Source organism: Bacillus sp. 01N45, from assembly GCF_056399205.1.
On sequence record NZ_JBFTQW010000002.1, the window covers coordinates 450,557 to 469,298 of the forward strand.

The following is an 18,742-nucleotide window of genomic DNA, read 5'->3' on the forward strand; positions in this document are numbered from 1 at the left end:
CGCTTTCCAAATTGTTTTGAAACAATAAAAAAATCCCACCCCCAAGACTTTTAGTCTTAGGGACGAGATTTATCATCGCGGTGCCACCCTAGTTTGTTAATATGTCGCCATATTAACCTTATCAGGTACTGCATTGTAAATCATGCTTATACCATAGCTCTATAACGGGAGCTCCCGTCACACCACCCCCTAATAAAAGGTTCCGATGTGCTGCTCAGAGGCTTGGTTCAATAAAGAATTTTTACTCCTTTTCAGCTAAATGGAGCTCTCTGTGAAAAATTCATTTTATTTACTCTTCTCTTCACTGCATTTGATTTTTTCCATATTATCACAGAAATATTTAACTGTAAATAAAAAATAATCAGATATTTAATAACGTGTTTCTGTTAATTCTTTTATTTATTATTTTTTCTAAAAATTACGGTGCGTGAAATTACTTAAATCTATAAAATAAAGAGCCTATTGTATATAGACCCTTCACTTTGTCCGAATTAATTTGTATTCGCCTCTACTAACGGTTGTAAAGGTGGTTCTAAGTTTAGTTCTAATGCATCGCCTTCTTGTATATCTTGTCCCTTTTCAATGCTTTGACTCGTTACATAGCCCGTACCTGTAGTCTTTAATTCTAATTTTAATAGTTTAGAGAAATACATAACATCACGCATGGACCAACCTTGTAAATTTGGCATTATTGCGTTCTTCCCTAATAAAAATATACGATCCCCTTCACTCATTACTTCACCAGATTGCGGATATTGTTTTATTATTTTTCCTTCGCCTAAAATTATCGGTTGGAGCTTCTCTTTTTTCACACTATTCTCTACTGTATCCATTGATTGATTGACATAGTTTTGTACTTTTAATTGGGATCGTTTCGTTGCATCTGCCATTTGTTTTTCTGTATATGGTTTCACTTTTAAATATTCAAGGCTATTTTTCATAACTGGTTTAAATATTTCAGCGAGCGGCTGAGCTCCATACTCATCTCCCTTTAACTTTGGCTGCTTAATAGCTAAGTATACAATTAACTCTGGGTCATCAATCGGAGCCATTCCTAAAAATGAAAAAATATAGTTTTCTTTTCCTTCCATATATCGTCCATTTTCAGGATTCGGAATTTGCGCTGTTCCTGTCTTACCTCCTATTGGATAACCATCCACTTTATACATTGTACCAGTACCTTTTGAAGACGTAATAACACGCTCCATTAAGTCTCTTACCTTGTCCGCTGTCTCTTTTTTTATTGGATTCCCAATTTCTTTCGGTTGATTTTCCATAATAACTTGTTTATTTATTGGATTTACAACTTTGTCAACGATATATGGTTGCATCATTTTTCCGTCATTTGCTATAGCAGTAGCTGCTTGGATTAATTGAATGGGAGTTACTGTAGAACCTTGTCCGAAAGAAGTTGTGACTTGTTGAATTTGTGTATTTAATAATAATGTGTTTTTACTTTCGCCAGGTAAATCTATTCCGGTTTTTTGGTTGAATCCAAATTTATTCATATATTGCTTAAATTTATCCGGTTTCAATAACTGATCTTCTAAAATAGAAAAAGCTACGTTGGATGATCTTTCGAAGCCTTCATCAAATGTAATAGATCCCCATCCAAACCCACCGTTATGATCTTTTATATCAGATGAACCAACTGAATATTTTCCAGATTGGAAATATTCTTTCCCGTTATATACCCCTTCATTTATTGCAGCAGCTAACGTAAATATTTTCATTGTTGAACCTGGTTCGTATGCATTTGCGATTGGATCATTTAAAAAATATTCGATATCGCCTTTATTAGGATTAAAACTAGGTTTACTAGACATTGCTAAAATTTCCCCTGTCTTTGGATCCGCTATGATTCCTACTAACATAGAAGAATCATAGTGCTCTTGCGCTTTATTCATCGCTTCTTCTAAAAAACTATTAATTTGTTTATCGAGCGTAAGGTATACGTTATTCCCATTTTTAGCTGGTTCTATTTTCCCTATATCATTTGTAAGCGGGATCCCTCTTGGTGCTCCCACATATTCTATATTCCCGTTTGTAGAGCGCAAATATTTATTCAGGCTCTTTTCAAGTCCAAATTTTCCTTCTGTATTTCCTTTATCGTCAGATCTCGCAAAACCAAGTATATAGGATGCAAAATCTTCATTTGGATATACTCTTGCTTTTTCTGACATAAAAGATACCCCTGGAATTTTTAATTTTCCAATTCTTTCTTTTACTTCTCTAGATAAATTCCGGCCAACTTTTCCAATTTCAACTTGCGTGCGTCCATCATGAAAATTTTTTAATACGTCCTCTTTATCAATTTCAAGCGCATCAGCTAATCGCTCTGCAGTTTCATCTTTATTTTTCACTTTATTTGTTCCTTTTAAATTCACAACAACACGATATGTTGTGGAATCTTGGACTAACACTTTTCCAGCTTGATCATATATTGTGCCACGATTCGCTTCCAAAACACCATTTTTATTATGTTGTTCAATTGCTAGATCTTTTACATCTACATTATGTACGACACCTACTGCCTGAATATAGAAAAACCGCAAAAGCATAATAAGAAACAAAACAATAAAAGCAACCATAAAATACCGCGCACCTTTATTCGTTTCAAGTTTATGCATATTTATCTCCTTTCTTTCACAATTAATTGCTACGATGGTGTGCTTTAAATTATGTAGTTTTTTGCTTTCAATACTATATGTTTCGAACTTTACCTTTTAATTCCTTTAAATCGTTCTGAAAGTAGTTATTGTTTCTGTATTTATTTTATTTTTCTATTTATAGTACGGTGCGTGAAATTTATGAATATTCCGTAACGTGATGATTAATTTATAATAAACTACAAATTTAATAGGTGCTAACCTACTTGTTCTTTCGCCACTCTTTTAATGCAAATACCCTTTTCTTATGCACAATAAAAAAGTTCGCCTCTGGATTTCCAAAGGCGAACTTTTAAACAAACTTACAAATAGTTATTTATAAAAATTAAGCTATATGATTATATTTCGCTAGAAAAGGAATTCGTTTCGCTACCAATGCGTACATTTTAAATACAAATCTCGCTATTGGTTCACACATACGTGTACTTTGCATTACTAAGCCGCTCGTAATAAATGTTAAGAAAGCAGCACCAAGTATATCTAGAGGATAATGAACACCTACGTACATACGTGATACACCGACTAATACTGCCCAAATAAGAGCGACATATTTAAGTTTTTCTCCTCTAAGTAAAAATACAAATGCAATGGAAAATACAAGTACTGAATGATCACTAACAAATGATGAGTCTGCTGCATGTGGTACTAATTGATGTACATCATGTGATACAAATGGACGTGGATGGTAATATACCGCATGTATCACAACATTTACTAGTAAAGCGATAATGACTGAAAGTGTCGTATATAACACTGTATATTGTTTTTTAATGGCATTGACTTTCTTTCCATTATTAAACCATAAGATAAACATAAACAAAATTGCTACATATACAGCACTATTTGTAATAGCAATCATTAGCGTATCTAATAGTTTGGATGATCCAGCAAAATTATTAAACCATTGAAATACTGTGTAATTCATAATACTCTCTCCTTAAATAAAAGCGTTCTTGATTTACACAGTATACAACATCAATATGAAAATGGGCTTAAACTTTTCTCATCTAATTCTCATTTTACTAGTACTCATTTGACAATAGTAAGACTAATTATAACGGCTAATTATGTATAAAGCTGAAAAACCTTTCAAATAATACGAATCATATGCTTTTTATGTGTAGAATACATAACATAGCTATTTAAATATACTAGTTGCGAAATCATATTTTTATTACATACGAAGTGCGATATTACCAAATTGTTCTCCTTGTTCCATACGACTTAACGCTTGAATAGCTTCTTCTAACGAATATACTTTATCAATAATTGGTTTAATTTTATGGTTCTCTATAAACTTAACCATTTCATGAAATTCCTCACGGCTACCCATAGATGTTCCCATTATATCGATTTGATTATAAAATAATGCTCGTAATGGTAATTCAATTTTATCTCCTGAGCTTGCACCAAAATTAACAATTCTCCCATTTGGTTTTAATACATCAAAGTATTTTAAGAATGTTGCTGGACCTATACTATCAATTATTAAATCTACTTTCTCTCCGCTTAAACTCTCTTCCCAATTTCCAGAACTATTAAAAGAAAAGTCTGCGTCATATGTTTCGGCAAACCGTCTTTTACTCTCTACCCTTGAAGTAACACTTACTTTTGCACCAATTGCTTTTGCAAATAACATGGCAAATGTCGCTACACCGCCGCCTATGCCTGGAATTAAAACATGTTCTCCACACTTTAATCTACCCTTTGTAAAAAGCGCTCTATATGCAGTTAGTGCCGATAAAGATAGAACCCCAGACTCTTCCCAAGTAAGATATGACGGTTTTTCCACTACATTTTCAGCTGGCACAATAACATATTCAGCAAACGTTCCATCCTTCGGTCCACCTAACACCTCTGGTAACTCAGGTATTTCTGCAATATTATCCCATCCAATACTAGGATTAATAATAACCTCGGTTTTCAATAAAGCACCTGAAACCCCTTCTCCAATTTCCGTAACAATACCTGCACCATCTGACCCTAGAACTAATGGTAATTGCATTTCTTTTCTGTTATTCATTATAAATAAATCACGATGATTTAAGCCGGCTGATTTTAATTTCACTTTCACTTCTCCAGCATTAGGTGTTATCTCTGGTAATACTTTATATTCTACCCCTTCAAATCCAGCTTTATATTGATGTACGATAGCTTTCATTTTTATTCCCCCTTTATATTTCTAATGTACTAGAAAGTTCGAAATAAACAAAATAATTTGACCGTAAAAAAGAAGGAATGCACAAAACATCCCTTCTTTTTGAATTATTAAAGTGAAACGGTAGGCAGTGTAATCGTAACGATTGTTCCTTCGTCTTCTTTACTCTCTATTTGAATCGTTCCGTTGTATTTCTCTACAAGTCGTTTTGCAATAGACAAACCTAGACCGTTTCCACCCTGTTTTCGACTTCTTGCTTTGTCCACACGATAAAAGCGGTTAAGAACAAAAGGTAAATCAGCTTCGGGTATTCCCGCTCCACGATCTATGATACAAATTTTAACTTTCCCTGATTGTACACTAGATTCAATACAAATATATTTATTAACTTCTTTTGTATATTTCACTGCGTTATCCATTACGATAATAATAATTTGTTCTAAGTAAGATGAAGGTATTGAGACATATGCCACATCTCCACCCAGTTTCATATCAAATTGAAATTCAGTTTGAAGTACGGCAAAATTTTGTGAGACTTGTTTTAATATGCTATTTACATGGACTGGATCAGCTGCGATTGGATGCATCTGTTCTGATTCAGCTCTTGATAGTTCTAGCAATTCTAAAACTAACTTATTTAAACGATCAACTTCCTTTAAACTGGATTGAAGCGATTTATTTAAAACTGCTGGATCATCTTTCCCCCACCGATTTAACATAGACAAATGTCCTTGAATAATTGTTAGTGGTGTTCTCAGTTCATGGGATGCGTCTTCTACAAACTGCTTCTGTTGTGTAAAAGAAGTTTCTACCTCATCCATCATTTCGTTAAAAAGAAACGATAATTTTGCAAGTTCATCATTATTTTCACGTACTGGAACCCGTTCATTTAGTCCATTTTTCTTTATACGTTTCATCGTATCCGTTATATTTTGAACGCTTGATAATAGTTTTTTCGTGATTAGTAGCCCACCTAAAAAACTAAAGATTAATCCACATATTCCGGCAATAACCATTACCACTAGAATAATTTTTAATAAATGATCGAAAGCCTCTAAGTTTTTCGTAAGTTCAATGGTACCAGTGAACTCTTTTGTTTGAATTGGTATACGCTTAACTAATATGCGATCTTCTACATGTCTTTTTATAAATAATTCCTCATGTGTAACTTGTTTTGGTTTTATCCACGATTCATTAAACTCTCGAGAAACAGAAACAATTGTTTTCCCGTTCATACCGATAATACGAATCATTTGATGTTTATCAATCATATTGTTTAAGAAATCTTTACTGTTTTCAAACGTTTTACTCGAAAGGCTATCATTTTTATCTTGGAAATAGGCCGCTATTTCTGTCACTTGTCTATTTATTTGTTTCTGTTCATAGTCTATAGTCCACTTATTAATTACAATAAACTGCAGAGCACTATATAAAATGAATAAAATAAATACTAGAGTAGTGGACCAAAGTGTTAATTTCCACTTTATAGGTAGATTTCGAATTCGATGCACACTATTTTTGATCATTTCATTATATATCCAGCACCGCGGACCGTTTGGATATATTCCTCCTTATCTACACTATGTAACTTGTTACGTAAATAACGAACGTATACATCAACGATATTTGTCTCAACCATCGCGTCATATCCCCATACTTGATCCAATAAAACATCACGGGTAAGTACTCTATTAATATTTTTCATAAACATCAGTAATAGTTCAAATTCTTTATTTGTTAGTTCGATTTCTTCATTTCCTTTCGTAATCGTTCGCGATTCAATCTGGAGCTGTAAATCTTTGAATGTAAGAGATGAAACATGTTTATTTTCTATATGTTCTTCTCGTCTAAATATAACTCTCATTCGCGCTAACAGCTCTTCAATTGCAAATGGTTTCGGAAGATAATCATCGGCTCCGCTATCTAATCCTGTCACGCGGTCCATAATACTATCGCGTGCAGTCAACATAATAATAGGTGTATTTTTAGTTGCCCTTAATCTACGACACACTTCTAGTCCATTTAACCCAGGCAGCATTAAATCAAGTAAAATAAGATCATAATTTGTTTCAAGTGCGGCTTCTAATCCCTTCCTTCCATCAAACTGAATGTCTACCTTATATCCTTCATACTTTAATTCTAATTCTAAAAAATCAGCTAAACTTTCCTCATCCTCAATAATTAATATGTGTTGCAACAGTAATTCCTCCTATACAGTTAAATGAATGAGTAATCCTATCCCAAATATAATTGCAATGATTTGATGTGCTTTTCTATACAATATCAAGTTTGTTTTTTTATTATGTTTCTGTAAGAAAAATCCAACGATTCCTAGTATGATTAAAATGAAAAGAGAGAATATACCACTATAAAATATAAGCAGATGCCGACTTCCTTTTAATAAAAAATAAATGCCATGAGTAATTGATACAGCTAATACAGTATATCCAATTAATACGTGAAACTTTTTAATAAAAAGATATACATCCTTTATCAATTTAAACCCAATTATATTTTTCTTTTTTAAAAATAACCATATATGACGTAAAATCCATAACGATGCAGCTAAAATTGCCCCGTATTCACCGAAAGAACCTAATTTCTTATTTAACCATTTCATATTTAATGCGTTGCCGTATATTACATTAATAAATAACAATGCTATACTACAAAAAATAATAGTAATGCCTATAATTTTAACATACAAATGAAAATATTTATTTCTTAGTAGCTTCTCCAATTCATTCAAGCTCCTTCCTTATAAACCTTCTGTAACAAGCAGAATATCAAATTAAAAAGAAAGGAACATGAGAGAAAGATTAAAATAAAATGAGAATTTGAAGATCACTTAATTTTATTTAGCGATCTTTTTAGCTTCCTGTATTATTTTTTGAATAAACGGTGCCTTTTCCTTTGTATATGAAACACGATCAAAAGGATATGTAGTTGCAAGTTCCTCTTTTAATTCTCTATATTCTTTCTGTGCCCATTTATGTTCTATAAGAAAATCACGAAATAAAATGTTATTCTTCCACTCCTCACTATTATAAATATAAACATGCAAATGATGGGTACCAGCTCTCCATTTTCCCTTTCTAAAAAAACGTCGATTGGGTGTTTCTTTTGGAACATACTCATATCCAATTTTTAATAACGCTTCAATCCACTTTTCCGTAATTTTCAAATCAGTTACACCAATCATCATATCAATTAGAGGTTTCGCTCCTAATCCTTGTACAGATGTGCTCCCTATGTGTTCAATAGCAATACAATCTCCTCCGAATAAAGAAATAAATTTCTCTTTTTCTATTACATACTCTTTATGCCATTCTTTTTCATATGGCTTAATAACGATTTGTTGTTCCATTTTATCCACCCTCTTATAATCTTTTATTATTATATTTATAAAATTTCATGTGATTAACATAGGATTTTCACAAAATATGTCGAATACTGAAATATACAACTTTATTATAATAAATGCGAGGTATAATATGAAAGATATTCCAGTTGAAATTCAATTGAATCAAGTTACATTCCAGTTAAAAGAACATCATAATTTTGATTGGCTATTGAAATTAGGAAACGTATTTGCGGTTTTTGACCAGCAAGATTCAGGCAATCTATCTTTTGGTGTAGAAAAAGATGGGCGTAAGAAATTTATTAAATATGCAGGGGCACAAACACTTGCATATGAAGGAACTGTGAAAGACGCTATTGAAAGGTTAAAAAAATCGGTTTTCCTATATGAGGAATTAAAGCATGACTCGCTTATAAAACTAATTGAACACTTTCCAGTTCACTCTGGATATGTATTAATTTTCGATTGGTTTGATGGTGAATGTCTCCATTCGCATTGGAGTTTTCCGCCTCCTGAAAAATATACTAATCCAAGCTCTCCATTTTATAAATTTAAACATTTATCAGTTATGGAACGAATTCAATCATTACATTCCATCTTTTCTTTCCATACATATGTCGAAAAGAAAAACTATGTAGCATTAGATTTTTATGACGGTAGTATTTTATATAATTTTCATACAAATGAGACGAAGATTTGTGATATTGATTTATATTCTAAAAAACCATATGTGAATAAAATGGGAAGATTATGGGGCTCCTCGCGTTTTATGTCTCCTGAAGAATTTGAGCTAAATGCTATGATTGATGCAAGAACAAATGTATTTAATATGGGGGCGATGGCTTTCGAAATTTTAGGAGATGGAAAAGATCGTTCCTTTACAAAATGGGAAGCAAGTAGGAATTTATATGAAATAGCGTATCGTGCTGTAAATGAAAGCCGAGCTGAACGATATGAATCAGTTAAAGTATTTTATGAAGAGTGGATAAACGTGGCAAATGCTGAAAAGATATAACCTATATTATTAAAAACATAAAGTTTCTACTATAATCATGTATAATACATATAAAATGGAAATTCAAAATAACGAGGAAAATATTATGAACTTTGTTTATATTAATCAAAACGTATTAAATAATCTTCTTTACATTTTAAGTAGTATATTTATTTTTTATTTTATATATGATAGCGGACGCTATTTAAAGAAATATAAAAAATTACTTATTATCCTTTGTACGAGTATCCCTCTTATTTTATGTATGCGCTATCCAATCTATATGGATGAAAATTGTATTCATGATTTAAGACAAATACCAGTTATAATAGGCACACTTTATGGTGGCTTCCCTGTTGGTATCATTTTGTTTGCTATTTTATTAATTACAAGATTTTCATTTTATGGATTTAGTATGTTAACAATACTAGTTTATGGAACAATGTTTATCGTTACAGCATTCGCATCCGCAAAATTTAATAAGTATAATAGAAAAATTAAAGTAGCTTATGGAATGTTTTTAACATTTTTTCTAGCAATATTTACAACTGTAATTGTATTAACTTTATCAGATTTTGAAGTGAATAATTTGTACATTATTTATTTCATAATATTACCAACCATTTTGATGTTGTTTGGCATTTATTTTAATGAAGTTTTAAAAGATGCAGTATGTATGCGATCGAAGATGATTAAAATGGAAAAAATGGAGATTGTTAGCCAACTTGCTGCTAGTATATCGCACGAAGTAAGAAACCCCTTAACTGTCGTAAAAGGATTTACTCAACTTTTAAAAACACCTAATTTAACTCCAGAATCAAGAGATGAGTATATTGAACATATACTTGAAGAGTTACATCGTGCACAAGGAATTATTGATGATTATTTAACGTTTGCCAAACCTGCTTCAGAAAAATCAGATCATATTTCAGTAGAACAAGAGTTGAACCGAGTTATTAATATGATCTTACCATTATGCAATATGAATACAATACATATTACAAAAGATTTTTCCACAGCAACAATTGTAGGCAATAAACAGCACTTTCAACAATGTTTTTTAAACTTAATAAAAAATGGGATTGAAGCAATGCCTAATGGTGGTACTTTACATATCTCCTCATCTATTAGTAATAATAAAGTTATTATTCGAATTGAGGATAGCGGAATTGGTATGTCACAAGAGCAAGTAAATCGATTTGGTGAACCATATTTTAGTACAAAAACAAAAGGTACAGGTTTAGGTACAATGGTTGCTGTTAAAATCATTGAAACGATGCAAGGTAGTTTGAAAATCCGAAGCGTTATTAATAAAGGTACAACTTTGACAATTACATTGCCGAAATGTAATATGAACTCATCTGAAAACAAATAAAAAAGGAGCATAATTGCTCCTTTTTTATTTGTTTCGATACATAAGTATCTTCTATGTTTTTTAAGTTTACATTTGTGGAGACTAATTAGAAATTAGTACCCTCCGCCCCAGCAGCTGCATCCAACGATAATTAATAAAATAAATAACACAACTAATAACGCGAAACCTCCACCAAAACCACAAGAACCACCGTAACTCATATTTTCTCCTCCTTTTGGTTTGAAAACTAATAGGTAGTTGATCATTTTAACTGGTTCGTATTATACATTATGTAAATATCCCTTTTTTGAGCATGTCCACATAAAAATAAGTAAAAGCACTCATTTGAGAGTGCTTTAAAATGGATACCAAAAGTTTTGAAATACATGTAACTTTAAATACACTGCAACAATTAAAATAAAAATACCTACAAATAAAGCAATGAAATCCCCGCTTTTCGCTTTATTTGTATAAAACCAAGTTCGTGTATTCTTCTTTCCAAATCCTCTTAAATCCATTGCATTTGAAACTGTATCGATTCTATCTAGTGAATGAATAATTAAAGGCCAAAAAATTAAGACACGGTTTTTCATACGAATCCATAAACTTGCTTCTCCTTTTTCAAAAGCTACTCCTCTTGCCTCTTGTGCATGTTTAATAACTTTATATTCGGACTGAATATCAGGTATATAACGTAATGCAATATTTATTGCATATGTAATCTTATAATGAATTCGAAATTTACTTAAGCTACTCACAAATTTGCTTGGATCAGTCGTATATATATAAATAAGTGTAAATGGTAATAACGTAAAATATTTTAATGAAAGTGTAGCTGCATAAAATAATGTTTCATATGTAATTGTTGCATATCCGATATGTAAAAACGAAGTATATGATTCGGTTAATTCAGATCCATGAGTTGGTGTAATAAATAAAATCATGACAGAATTTAATAAACTAAATGTAAATATAACAGTAAAAACAATGCAAATTTTACGAAATGGAATTTTAGCAATAAATAGTCCGATACATCCAATCATAAATACAAATAGCAATACGCGAAAATCAAAAAATAAAAAAGTAAGCGTCATGCAAAAAATAAATAACAACAATTTCACTGCTCCATCCATACGATGAAAATATGTATTATACACCTTCCTCCCTCCTCATAACATCAAAATAAAGTTCTATAAATCTTTCAGGTTTTGCAATACCACTTAATTTAACGAGTTTGAATAAAGAACTCTCCCCTAAGTGCGCTCTATGTAAAGTTTCTGAATTCCCTAATACAGTAGATGCAGTATTATTCGCAATAATTTCTCCTTCATGTAGAACTATCGCTCTGTCTGCATATTCTAATGTGAGATTCATATCGTGTGTAATAAAAATAAAAGATATTCCCTTTGCAGCTAGTTTTCTTATAAACGTCATAAACTGTTTATAATGATAATGATCTTGTCCCGCTGTCGGTTCATCTAAAATAATAAGTTTCGGATTGGTTGTTAGTACAGATGCAATCGTTACTCTCTTTTTTTGTCCGTAACTTAATGCCTGGATTGGCCAATTTCGAAATGGATACAAGCCACAAATTTTTAACGTTTCCTCCGCTCTATGCTTAATTTCTTCCTTTGAAACCTTTTTTAATTTTAATGAAAATGAAACTTCTTCTATAACAGTAGGTTGTGTAATCATATGATTTGGATTTTGCATTACATAAGATATGACTTCACCACGTTTACGAATAGACCAAGAATTGATATTTACTTCATCAAATACAATCCTATCATTTTTTGTTTTGTTTATGCCTATAAGACTATGAGCTAATGTAGATTTACCGGCTCCATTATGACCCAAAAGTGCAACAATTTCCCCTTCTTTAATGGAGAAATTTACATTGTCTAATACTTTTTGTTTATTAGAATAGGAGAACGACAAATTTTCTACTTTCAATATTTCTTTGTTTTTAGGAGTATTTTTACAAAAAACTTGCTTCTCCATCCACTCATTTATTGCGCTACGAACACTTTCTCTTTGAAGATTTTCAAGTGGGTATATTACCTCATTATTACTATCAAACTGTAATCTCTTTAATCCTTCAATGTACATAGGTTCCCTTAAGCCAATAGATGGTAATATATTTGAGGCCAAAATCTCTTCTGGTGTTCCTATCTCAACGATTTCCCCTTCATCCATTAAAATAATTTTATCTAAATCCAGATTGAACATTTCTTCTATTCGATGTTCAATAAGTACAATTGTTTTATTATATTGTTTATGTATATCTTTAATAAGTTCTATCGTATGTAAGCTACTTACTGGATCTAAATTCGCTAACGGTTCATCAAACAATAAAATATTAGCATTTGTCGTTAACAGACCGGCTAAAGAAACAGTTTGTTTTTGCCCTCCTGATAATTCATGCGGACTTTGTTTATGAAAAGTATGCATCTTTACCTTTTTTAATGATTCTGAAACAATCTTTTTCATATCATCTTGATTTACACATTCATTTTCTAAATAAAAAGCTACATCTTCTTCTACTGTAAGACCAATAAATTGTGCATCTTGATCTTGCAAAATTGTTCCTACCTGTTTACTCTGTTCAAAAATACTCCCTTTCCTCGGATCTTTTCCCGCAATAGAAATAGTTCCAGTACTACTCCCTTCATAAGAAAATGGGATTAGCCCATTAATACAATGAGCTAATGTTGATTTTCCTGAACCACTACGTCCAGCAATTAGTACTTTTTCTCCAGGGTATATATGAAATGTAATGTCTTTTACAGTAGGTTGCGCAGCATGTTCATATTGAAAGCTGAATTGTTCAAAAGAAATGATTGGTTGCATGTTAACATCCCTACTTTTCAATTTTTAAATGTGTATGTTTCTTATTAGATTTAGCTAAACCTATTGTAATTGGCAATCCAAGAACTAAAAATACAATAACATCAGCAATTGTTGCTCCTAATACTTGTATAACAATTTTGTCAAATGGTTCTCCCATCACAATAACATCGAATGCCCCAGCAAATATAATAGCAATGACAATACCAATTAACCCAGTAATGGCTAAATAAGAAATATCCCGCTTATTATACGTCCCGTTTTTCACACTAAAGCTAACTCTTTTTTGAATGAGTCCCATTGCAAAGCCGATAATGCCTGAACTAATAACCCACCCCCACCAAATACCCCATCCAGCGATTGTATCTGTTACGGTATGACCGATAAGTCCTATTAAAAGTCCTGCCACTGGACCAAATAACGCTCCAAAAACGGTTAAAATAGCTAATGCAGGTTTAATAAATGTATTGGGTGCAATAGAAAATCCCCAAAGTCCTAATATCCCGTATAATGCTGCTCCAATTCCGATTGCTACTACTAACTTTGTTGATAATTTGTTCATTACAATTCCCCTCCCGTATTAGTCAACTTTTATTACTCTATATTTATTTTGAAAATGAATTATGCATCGACACTCCCTTTCTATACAACAAAAAATGACCCCTTACATAAGAGGTCATTTTCTTCACGTTCAAGAATCCTCTTATCTTCCAAAAAACACATCGTGTCCTCTGCGGAATTAGCACCTTCCTATAAATTTATATAGGGGTTGCTGAGGTTTCATAGGGCCGTTCCCTCCACCTCTCTGGATAAGTATTAATTTGTAATTCGTATTATGGCACTAATAAGTATAAATTTCAACACTTTTCTAATTATTTTTATTTTTCGTTTAACGGCACATTTAAATCATTGTATTCTTATCGGAATTATGAAATAATGAATTCAAAATAGTTACGGGAGGAATGTACGATGAAAGTAATCGGTTTAATTGGTGGACTAAGTTGGGAATCTACATCGTTATACTATAAACATATTAATACACTTACACTCTCTCAATACGATCAAAATGCGAAGCTTGTTTTATATAGCATGGACTTTGGTGAAGTAACTACTTTATTACAAAATCATCAATACGAAGAAGTGAAAAACGAATTAGTCACAGTTGCAAAAAAGGTTGAAAAGTCCGGGGCTGAATGTTTATTAATGTGTTCCAATACGGTCCATTTATTTGCTGAAGAAGTAGAACAGGCAATATCTATTCCACTTCTTCACATTGGTGATGTAAGTGCTAAAAAAATGGTAGAGCAGAATATAAAACGGATCGGACTATTAGGTACGAAACAAACGATGGAACAAGACTTCTATAAATCACGTCTAGCGAACTATAACATTGAGACAATTATTCCAAATAAAGAGGAAAGAAATTTTATTCATCATGTTATTTTAAATGAATTAAGTAAAGGAATTATTTCAGAAACATCAAAAGAAAAGCTATTACAAATTACAAACTCATTAATTCAAAATGGCGCAGAAGGTATATTGCTAGGCTGCACTGAAATACCATTGCTCATTTCCCAAAACGACCTTACTGTACCTGTTTTTGATACCGCTTTTTTACATGCAAATACTGCTGTGCAGTTTGCAGTATAATAATATAAAAGCATAAAGGTAGTGCCTCTATGTTTTTATCTTGGCTAAACTATTTATTTAAAAGAGATGTAATCACTGCAATTGCTTCTTTAGTACCACCACATTCTAAAAAACTATCATTCAGTTTTCGTATACCATGTTTATACTTTTCATTTGAAAGAACGTCTGTTACCGCTTCATTTAAAGTTTGCACATTAACATTCTCTTTCAATAACCGATGTGCTGCTTCAAGTTCAGTTAATCTTTGCGCTATCATTGGCTGGTCTTTATCGTGTGGAATTATAACAAATGGGACATTAAAATAAATGGCATCGTGTACGCTATTCATACCACCATGTGTAATGAAAACATCTGCTTCACTTAATATTTCTGATTGGGGTACGTATGAAGCAATTATAAAATTGTCTGGCGCTTTCTTAATTTTTGAACAATCATTTCTATCACCAATTGCCATTACAACTATTCCATCAAAATCCGAGAAAGTATCAATGCAAGTATTAAAGAATGGTTCGAGTCCTTCAAGCAGTGTCCCCATTGAAATATAAATAACTTTCTTATCTTTAAGTAATTCAAATGGAAACTGTACATTTGTTTTACGCTTTGAAATACTCGGTCCAATAAAAATGTTATTTCTTCCAAATAAATCGCTATTAGGTTGAAAATAGCGACTTGTGTACACAAGAGTAATATCTCCCTTGTTATGCATAAATTGAAGATTATTTTTAGGTGTTACTCCAAATTCATGTTCCATTTGATATAGTAACTGTTCAGAAATTTTATCAGGTTGGAATGGTATTTCTGCATTTGGATGAAAAGGTAATGTTTCCAAAAAATTTGGAGGAATTAAAAATATAGGAGAAGAAACTATGCCTGGAATTTGTAAATACTCCTTTACTAACTCTCCAGCGCCAAATATATCATAAATTACGAAATCAAAATGTATGTTTTCACATAATTGTTTCATAATTTCTAATATATATAAAGAAGTTTGAACATGTACACGAAAGAAAGAATTCAGCCCATCTGGAGTTTCAGAATCAATAGAAATCTCCTTTAATAAATCTGGATGTGTATATACAGTAGCTCCCAAATCTTCAATTCTGCCTTTAAATTGTTCTGTCGTAATATAATGTACGTGATCACCTCGTTCAGTATAGGCTTTGACTAAACTTAATGTAGGATTTACATGTCCCTCTGCTGGAAAATTAACCACTAAAATATTTAGCACTTATTTCTCACTCCTTACATTTCAATTCGCTTATTAAGCATACTGTAATTATTACCGTCAATCTTCACCTAATAGTCCTAATATGCTTGCTACTTTAGGTTGATAAATAATTGTTAGTGATTAAATTAAAAAAGGCATCTACATAAGTAGATGCCAAACCGTGATAAGGAGTGTTCTGTGAGGTTAGAATAAGCTTTTCAGCTTGTCCTATGCTATCAATATATGATTTATTTTATAAAATGTGAATAATTGATAGAATGATTTTACCTCCCTATCACCCATTTTGAACCTATTTCTAAATAAGTCGACTCTAGTTTCTGTACTATTTCATATGTTTTAACCTTCTTGAGAGCTATCTATTTTTATAGTTTCTCCAGTCAATCTCTTATTTTTCAGTTCAAAATAAGCATCTAAAACTTCTTTTCCAATATCAGAGTTAATACCAGATTTATCATTAATAACCCACGGCACAACTACAGAGAATGCTACTTCAGGATTATCATACGGCGCATATCCTGCTAACGTTAAATTATAACATTCTCTTCGCTCACCTTTTTCATTTCTTCCAATATCACGTTCTCCACCGTATACTGTCTGCGCTGTCCCTGTTTTACCTGCTGGCTTATAAGATGCTTTTTGGAACGCCCTTACTCCTGTTCCATCACCTTCTTGGAATACCTTTCTAAATCCTTCTTTTACTTGATTTATATATTCCTCTTTCATATCTATCTTATTTAAAACGATTGGTTCTACTGCATGTACCACTTTACCAATTTCATCTTTTTGCGACGTTTGCTCTCTTACCTCTTGAACAATTTGTGGCTTCATTCGATATCCACCGTTTGCGATTGTTGAAATATACTGTACAAGTTGAAGTGGCGTATAGGTGTCATACTGGCCAATTGAGTAGTCTAGTAAGAAACCAGGTTGATTATCTTTTTTACCAATTTGTCCAGCTGTTTCATTTGGTAAATCAATACCCGTTGGAACACCTAATCCAAATTGCCTGAAATAATACCTCATTTTATCAAAGTACTCCTGTTTAATATTTAATGAACTATTTTTCACATAATCTACACCTGCAATTTTTAATGCTGTATGAAACATATAAACGTTTGAAGAGACTTGTAACGCTCTTAAATCATCAATATTTCCAAACTCTTTCCAAGACTTTTTTTCCTTTGTTCCTTTAAACTTCATAGGTGCATCATAAAAATAAGTACCTGGTGTTATAGCTTTCGTTTCAAATCCAGTTAAAACTGTCGCACCTTTCACTGTTGATCCAAGCTCATAAGAACTAGTCATTGTGCCTAATGCATAGTCTTCAACTTCTGTTTTTCCGTCTTTTTCTACAAGTCTTTTCCCGGCCATGGATAATACTTGTCCGTTTTTCGGATTCATCATCACAACGAAAGCACGGTCCAACATGGATTCTGACCCTTTATATGTCTTTAATATTTTTTCAATACTTTCTTCTACTTTCTTCTGTAATTCCATATCTATTGTTAAAGTTAAATTCTTACCGCTCTTTCCCTCAGAAACGATTTCCGTTCTAATTGTATTACCTTGTTTATCTGCAACGCTTCTTACTTCTTTTTTTGTACCATGAAGTACATCTTCGTATTGCTGCTCAATATAACTTTTTCCAACCCTATCATTTCGGCTATAATCACGTACCAAGTAGTAATCTAATCGTTCACTTGGTAATCCTTCATCGGAATTAGAAACATTTCCAAGAACAGATCGGAATAATCCATCATTTACATACACTCTCTCCCAATCAACCGATACGTCTACACCTGGGAGATTCGCTAAACCTTCACTAATTATAGTAAATTCCTTTTCACTAACATCTTTTTTAATAATTTGAGGAGCCATTTGATAACCAGAAGTCATCTTACTTTTAATAGCTAACACTTTTATATCTTTCTCTGTTAATTCCTGAAGATTTTTATCTGTAACCCGTTTTCTTTTTAACTCTTCTATTTTTTTATCTAGCTTCTTGCCGCTAATATCCTTTTCTCTAAATGTATCTATTTCTTTTTTCGATACTAGATTTTCAGCCAGTTTCGGATTTAATTGCATCCAAAAATCTTTCTTATCTGTCTCAGTTAACTTAGCTATATCTTCTTGCGGCATTTCAATTATGTCTGCAAGTTGTCTTGCAGTTTTTAATATATCTTCTGATTTTACACCTTTCATCTTTGTATATGTAATTGTACGTAAAGATTTATTATCAACTACTGGATTGCCTTCTCTATCAAATATTTTTCCGCGTGGGACAGATAGGCTCACAGTTGCATTTTCTCTCTTTTCTACTTCATTTTTATAAGTCTCTCCATCGAAAATTTGCACTTTACCTAACTGTATAATCATTGCAGAAAATAATAAAAATACACAAAGAAATAAAATATTTAACCGCGTCGGTATTGCTCTACCACTTTTTTTCTCATGCTTTTTCACCTTGTCATAATCTCCTCC

16 protein-coding genes, 1 riboswitch and 1 other annotated feature are annotated in these 18,742 nt (G+C 32.1%); of the genes, 3 read left to right on the forward strand and 13 right to left on the reverse strand.

Annotated features, from left to right (window positions below; all coding sequences use genetic code 11):
• Positions 1-55 precede the first annotated feature (55 nt).
• Positions 56-314 (reverse strand) — a binding site (T-box leader).
• Positions 315-491: 177 nt separating this feature from the next.
• From AC1DMU_RS06530 to AC1DMU_RS06560, 7 genes are all read right to left on the reverse strand, one after another.
• The gene (locus AC1DMU_RS06530; RefSeq protein ID WP_476941483.1) at positions 492-2,630 is read right to left on the reverse strand and encodes a penicillin-binding protein; all 2,139 of its coding nucleotides are present in this window, start codon (positions 2,628-2,630) and stop codon (positions 492-494) included.
• A gap of 364 nt (positions 2,631-2,994) precedes the next feature.
• Entirely contained in the window at positions 2,995-3,594 is a 600-nt protein-coding gene (locus AC1DMU_RS06535) for an undecaprenyl-diphosphatase (protein WP_088063604.1), read from the reverse strand.
• 249 nt (positions 3,595-3,843) lie between these two features.
• The gene (locus AC1DMU_RS06540) at positions 3,844-4,830 is read right to left on the reverse strand and encodes a zinc-binding dehydrogenase (RefSeq protein ID WP_088063603.1); all 987 of its coding nucleotides are present in this window, start codon (positions 4,828-4,830) and stop codon (positions 3,844-3,846) included.
• A 107-nt stretch (positions 4,831-4,937) separates the two neighbouring features.
• Positions 4,938-6,353: a HAMP domain-containing sensor histidine kinase gene (locus AC1DMU_RS06545; RefSeq protein WP_088063602.1), complete on the reverse strand. Its 1,416-nt coding sequence runs from the start codon at positions 6,351-6,353 to the stop codon at positions 4,938-4,940.
• The gene (locus tag AC1DMU_RS06550; RefSeq protein WP_071723193.1) at positions 6,350-7,024 is read right to left on the reverse strand and encodes a response regulator transcription factor; all 675 of its coding nucleotides are present in this window, start codon (positions 7,022-7,024) and stop codon (positions 6,350-6,352) included. The genes AC1DMU_RS06545 and AC1DMU_RS06550 overlap by 4 nt, the downstream gene beginning before the upstream one ends.
• Before the next feature lie 12 nt (positions 7,025-7,036).
• On the reverse strand, positions 7,037-7,567 hold the full coding sequence (locus AC1DMU_RS06555; RefSeq protein WP_061678537.1) for a hypothetical protein: 531 nt from the start codon (positions 7,565-7,567) through the stop codon (positions 7,037-7,039).
• 114 nt (positions 7,568-7,681) lie between these two features.
• Positions 7,682-8,194, reverse strand: a complete 513-nt coding sequence (locus tag AC1DMU_RS06560; protein ID WP_088063601.1) for a GrpB family protein — start codon at positions 8,192-8,194, stop codon at positions 7,682-7,684.
• A 127-nt stretch (positions 8,195-8,321) separates the two neighbouring features.
• Between AC1DMU_RS06560 and AC1DMU_RS06565 the strand changes: the two genes are divergently transcribed.
• Positions 8,322-9,203 carry a protein kinase gene (locus tag AC1DMU_RS06565; RefSeq protein WP_088063600.1) on the forward strand — a complete coding sequence of 294 codons (882 nt, stop codon included), beginning with the start codon at positions 8,322-8,324 and terminating at the stop codon, positions 9,201-9,203.
• Between the two features lie 85 nt (positions 9,204-9,288).
• Positions 9,289-10,557, forward strand: a complete 1,269-nt coding sequence (locus tag AC1DMU_RS06570) for a sensor histidine kinase (protein WP_088063599.1) — start codon at positions 9,289-9,291, stop codon at positions 10,555-10,557.
• A gap of 92 nt (positions 10,558-10,649) precedes the next feature.
• On the opposite strand, the gene AC1DMU_RS06575 is transcribed toward AC1DMU_RS06570, so the two are convergent.
• From AC1DMU_RS06575 to AC1DMU_RS06590, 4 genes are all read right to left on the reverse strand, one after another.
• Positions 10,650-10,757: a YjcZ family sporulation protein gene (locus AC1DMU_RS06575; protein WP_000120182.1), complete on the reverse strand. Its 108-nt coding sequence runs from the start codon at positions 10,755-10,757 to the stop codon at positions 10,650-10,652.
• A gap of 135 nt (positions 10,758-10,892) precedes the next feature.
• Positions 10,893-11,693: an energy-coupling factor transporter transmembrane component T family protein gene (locus AC1DMU_RS06580; protein WP_088063598.1), complete on the reverse strand. Its 801-nt coding sequence runs from the start codon at positions 11,691-11,693 to the stop codon at positions 10,893-10,895.
• Positions 11,686-13,386, reverse strand: a complete 1,701-nt coding sequence (locus AC1DMU_RS06585) for an ABC transporter ATP-binding protein (RefSeq protein ID WP_088609358.1) — start codon at positions 13,384-13,386, stop codon at positions 11,686-11,688. Before AC1DMU_RS06585 ends, AC1DMU_RS06580 begins: the two co-directional genes overlap by 8 nt.
• A gap of 10 nt (positions 13,387-13,396) precedes the next feature.
• Positions 13,397-13,945, reverse strand: a complete 549-nt coding sequence (locus AC1DMU_RS06590) for an ECF-type riboflavin transporter substrate-binding protein (protein WP_001038206.1) — start codon at positions 13,943-13,945, stop codon at positions 13,397-13,399.
• Positions 13,946-14,083: 138 nt separating this feature from the next.
• A riboswitch (SAM riboswitch) is annotated at positions 14,084-14,199 on the reverse strand.
• A gap of 153 nt (positions 14,200-14,352) precedes the next feature.
• Here AC1DMU_RS06590 and AC1DMU_RS06595 point away from each other — a divergent pair.
• Positions 14,353-15,033, forward strand: coding sequence for an aspartate/glutamate racemase family protein (locus AC1DMU_RS06595; protein WP_088063596.1), 681 nt, complete (start codon positions 14,353-14,355; stop codon positions 15,031-15,033).
• A gap of 49 nt (positions 15,034-15,082) precedes the next feature.
• On the opposite strand, the gene AC1DMU_RS06600 is transcribed toward AC1DMU_RS06595, so the two are convergent.
• On the reverse strand, positions 15,083-16,261 hold the full coding sequence (locus AC1DMU_RS06600; RefSeq protein WP_088063595.1) for a macrolide family glycosyltransferase: 1,179 nt from the start codon (positions 16,259-16,261) through the stop codon (positions 15,083-15,085).
• A 336-nt stretch (positions 16,262-16,597) separates the two neighbouring features.
• Positions 16,598-18,724: a peptidoglycan D,D-transpeptidase FtsI family protein gene (locus tag AC1DMU_RS06605; protein ID WP_088063594.1), complete on the reverse strand. Its 2,127-nt coding sequence runs from the start codon at positions 18,722-18,724 to the stop codon at positions 16,598-16,600.
• Between the last annotated feature and the right edge of the window lie 18 nt (positions 18,725-18,742).

Excerpts from the sequence above, each read along its gene's own strand:
- AC1DMU_RS06530 (WP_476941483.1), bottom strand. The coding sequence starts at position 2,630 with ATGCATAAACTTGAAACGAATAAAGGTGCGCGGTATTTTATGGTTGCT.
- AC1DMU_RS06535 (WP_088063604.1), bottom strand. The coding sequence starts at position 3,594 with ATGAATTACACAGTATTTCAATGGTTTAATAATTTTGCTGGATCATCC.
- AC1DMU_RS06540 (WP_088063603.1), bottom strand. The coding sequence starts at position 4,830 with ATGAAAGCTATCGTACATCAATATAAAGCTGGATTTGAAGGGGTAGAA.
- AC1DMU_RS06545 (WP_088063602.1), bottom strand. The coding sequence starts at position 6,353 with ATGATCAAAAATAGTGTGCATCGAATTCGAAATCTACCTATAAAGTGG.
- AC1DMU_RS06560 (WP_088063601.1), bottom strand. The coding sequence starts at position 8,194 with ATGGAACAACAAATCGTTATTAAGCCATATGAAAAAGAATGGCATAAA.
- AC1DMU_RS06565 (WP_088063600.1), top strand. The coding sequence starts at position 8,322 with ATGAAAGATATTCCAGTTGAAATTCAATTGAATCAAGTTACATTCCAG.
- AC1DMU_RS06570 (WP_088063599.1), top strand. The coding sequence starts at position 9,289 with ATGAACTTTGTTTATATTAATCAAAACGTATTAAATAATCTTCTTTAC.
- AC1DMU_RS06575 (WP_000120182.1), bottom strand. The coding sequence starts at position 10,757 with ATGAGTTACGGTGGTTCTTGTGGTTTTGGTGGAGGTTTCGCGTTATTA.
- AC1DMU_RS06585 (WP_088609358.1), bottom strand. The coding sequence starts at position 13,386 with ATGCAACCAATCATTTCTTTTGAACAATTCAGCTTTCAATATGAACAT.
- AC1DMU_RS06590 (WP_001038206.1), bottom strand. The coding sequence starts at position 13,945 with ATGAACAAATTATCAACAAAGTTAGTAGTAGCAATCGGAATTGGAGCA.
- AC1DMU_RS06595 (WP_088063596.1), top strand. The coding sequence starts at position 14,353 with ATGAAAGTAATCGGTTTAATTGGTGGACTAAGTTGGGAATCTACATCG.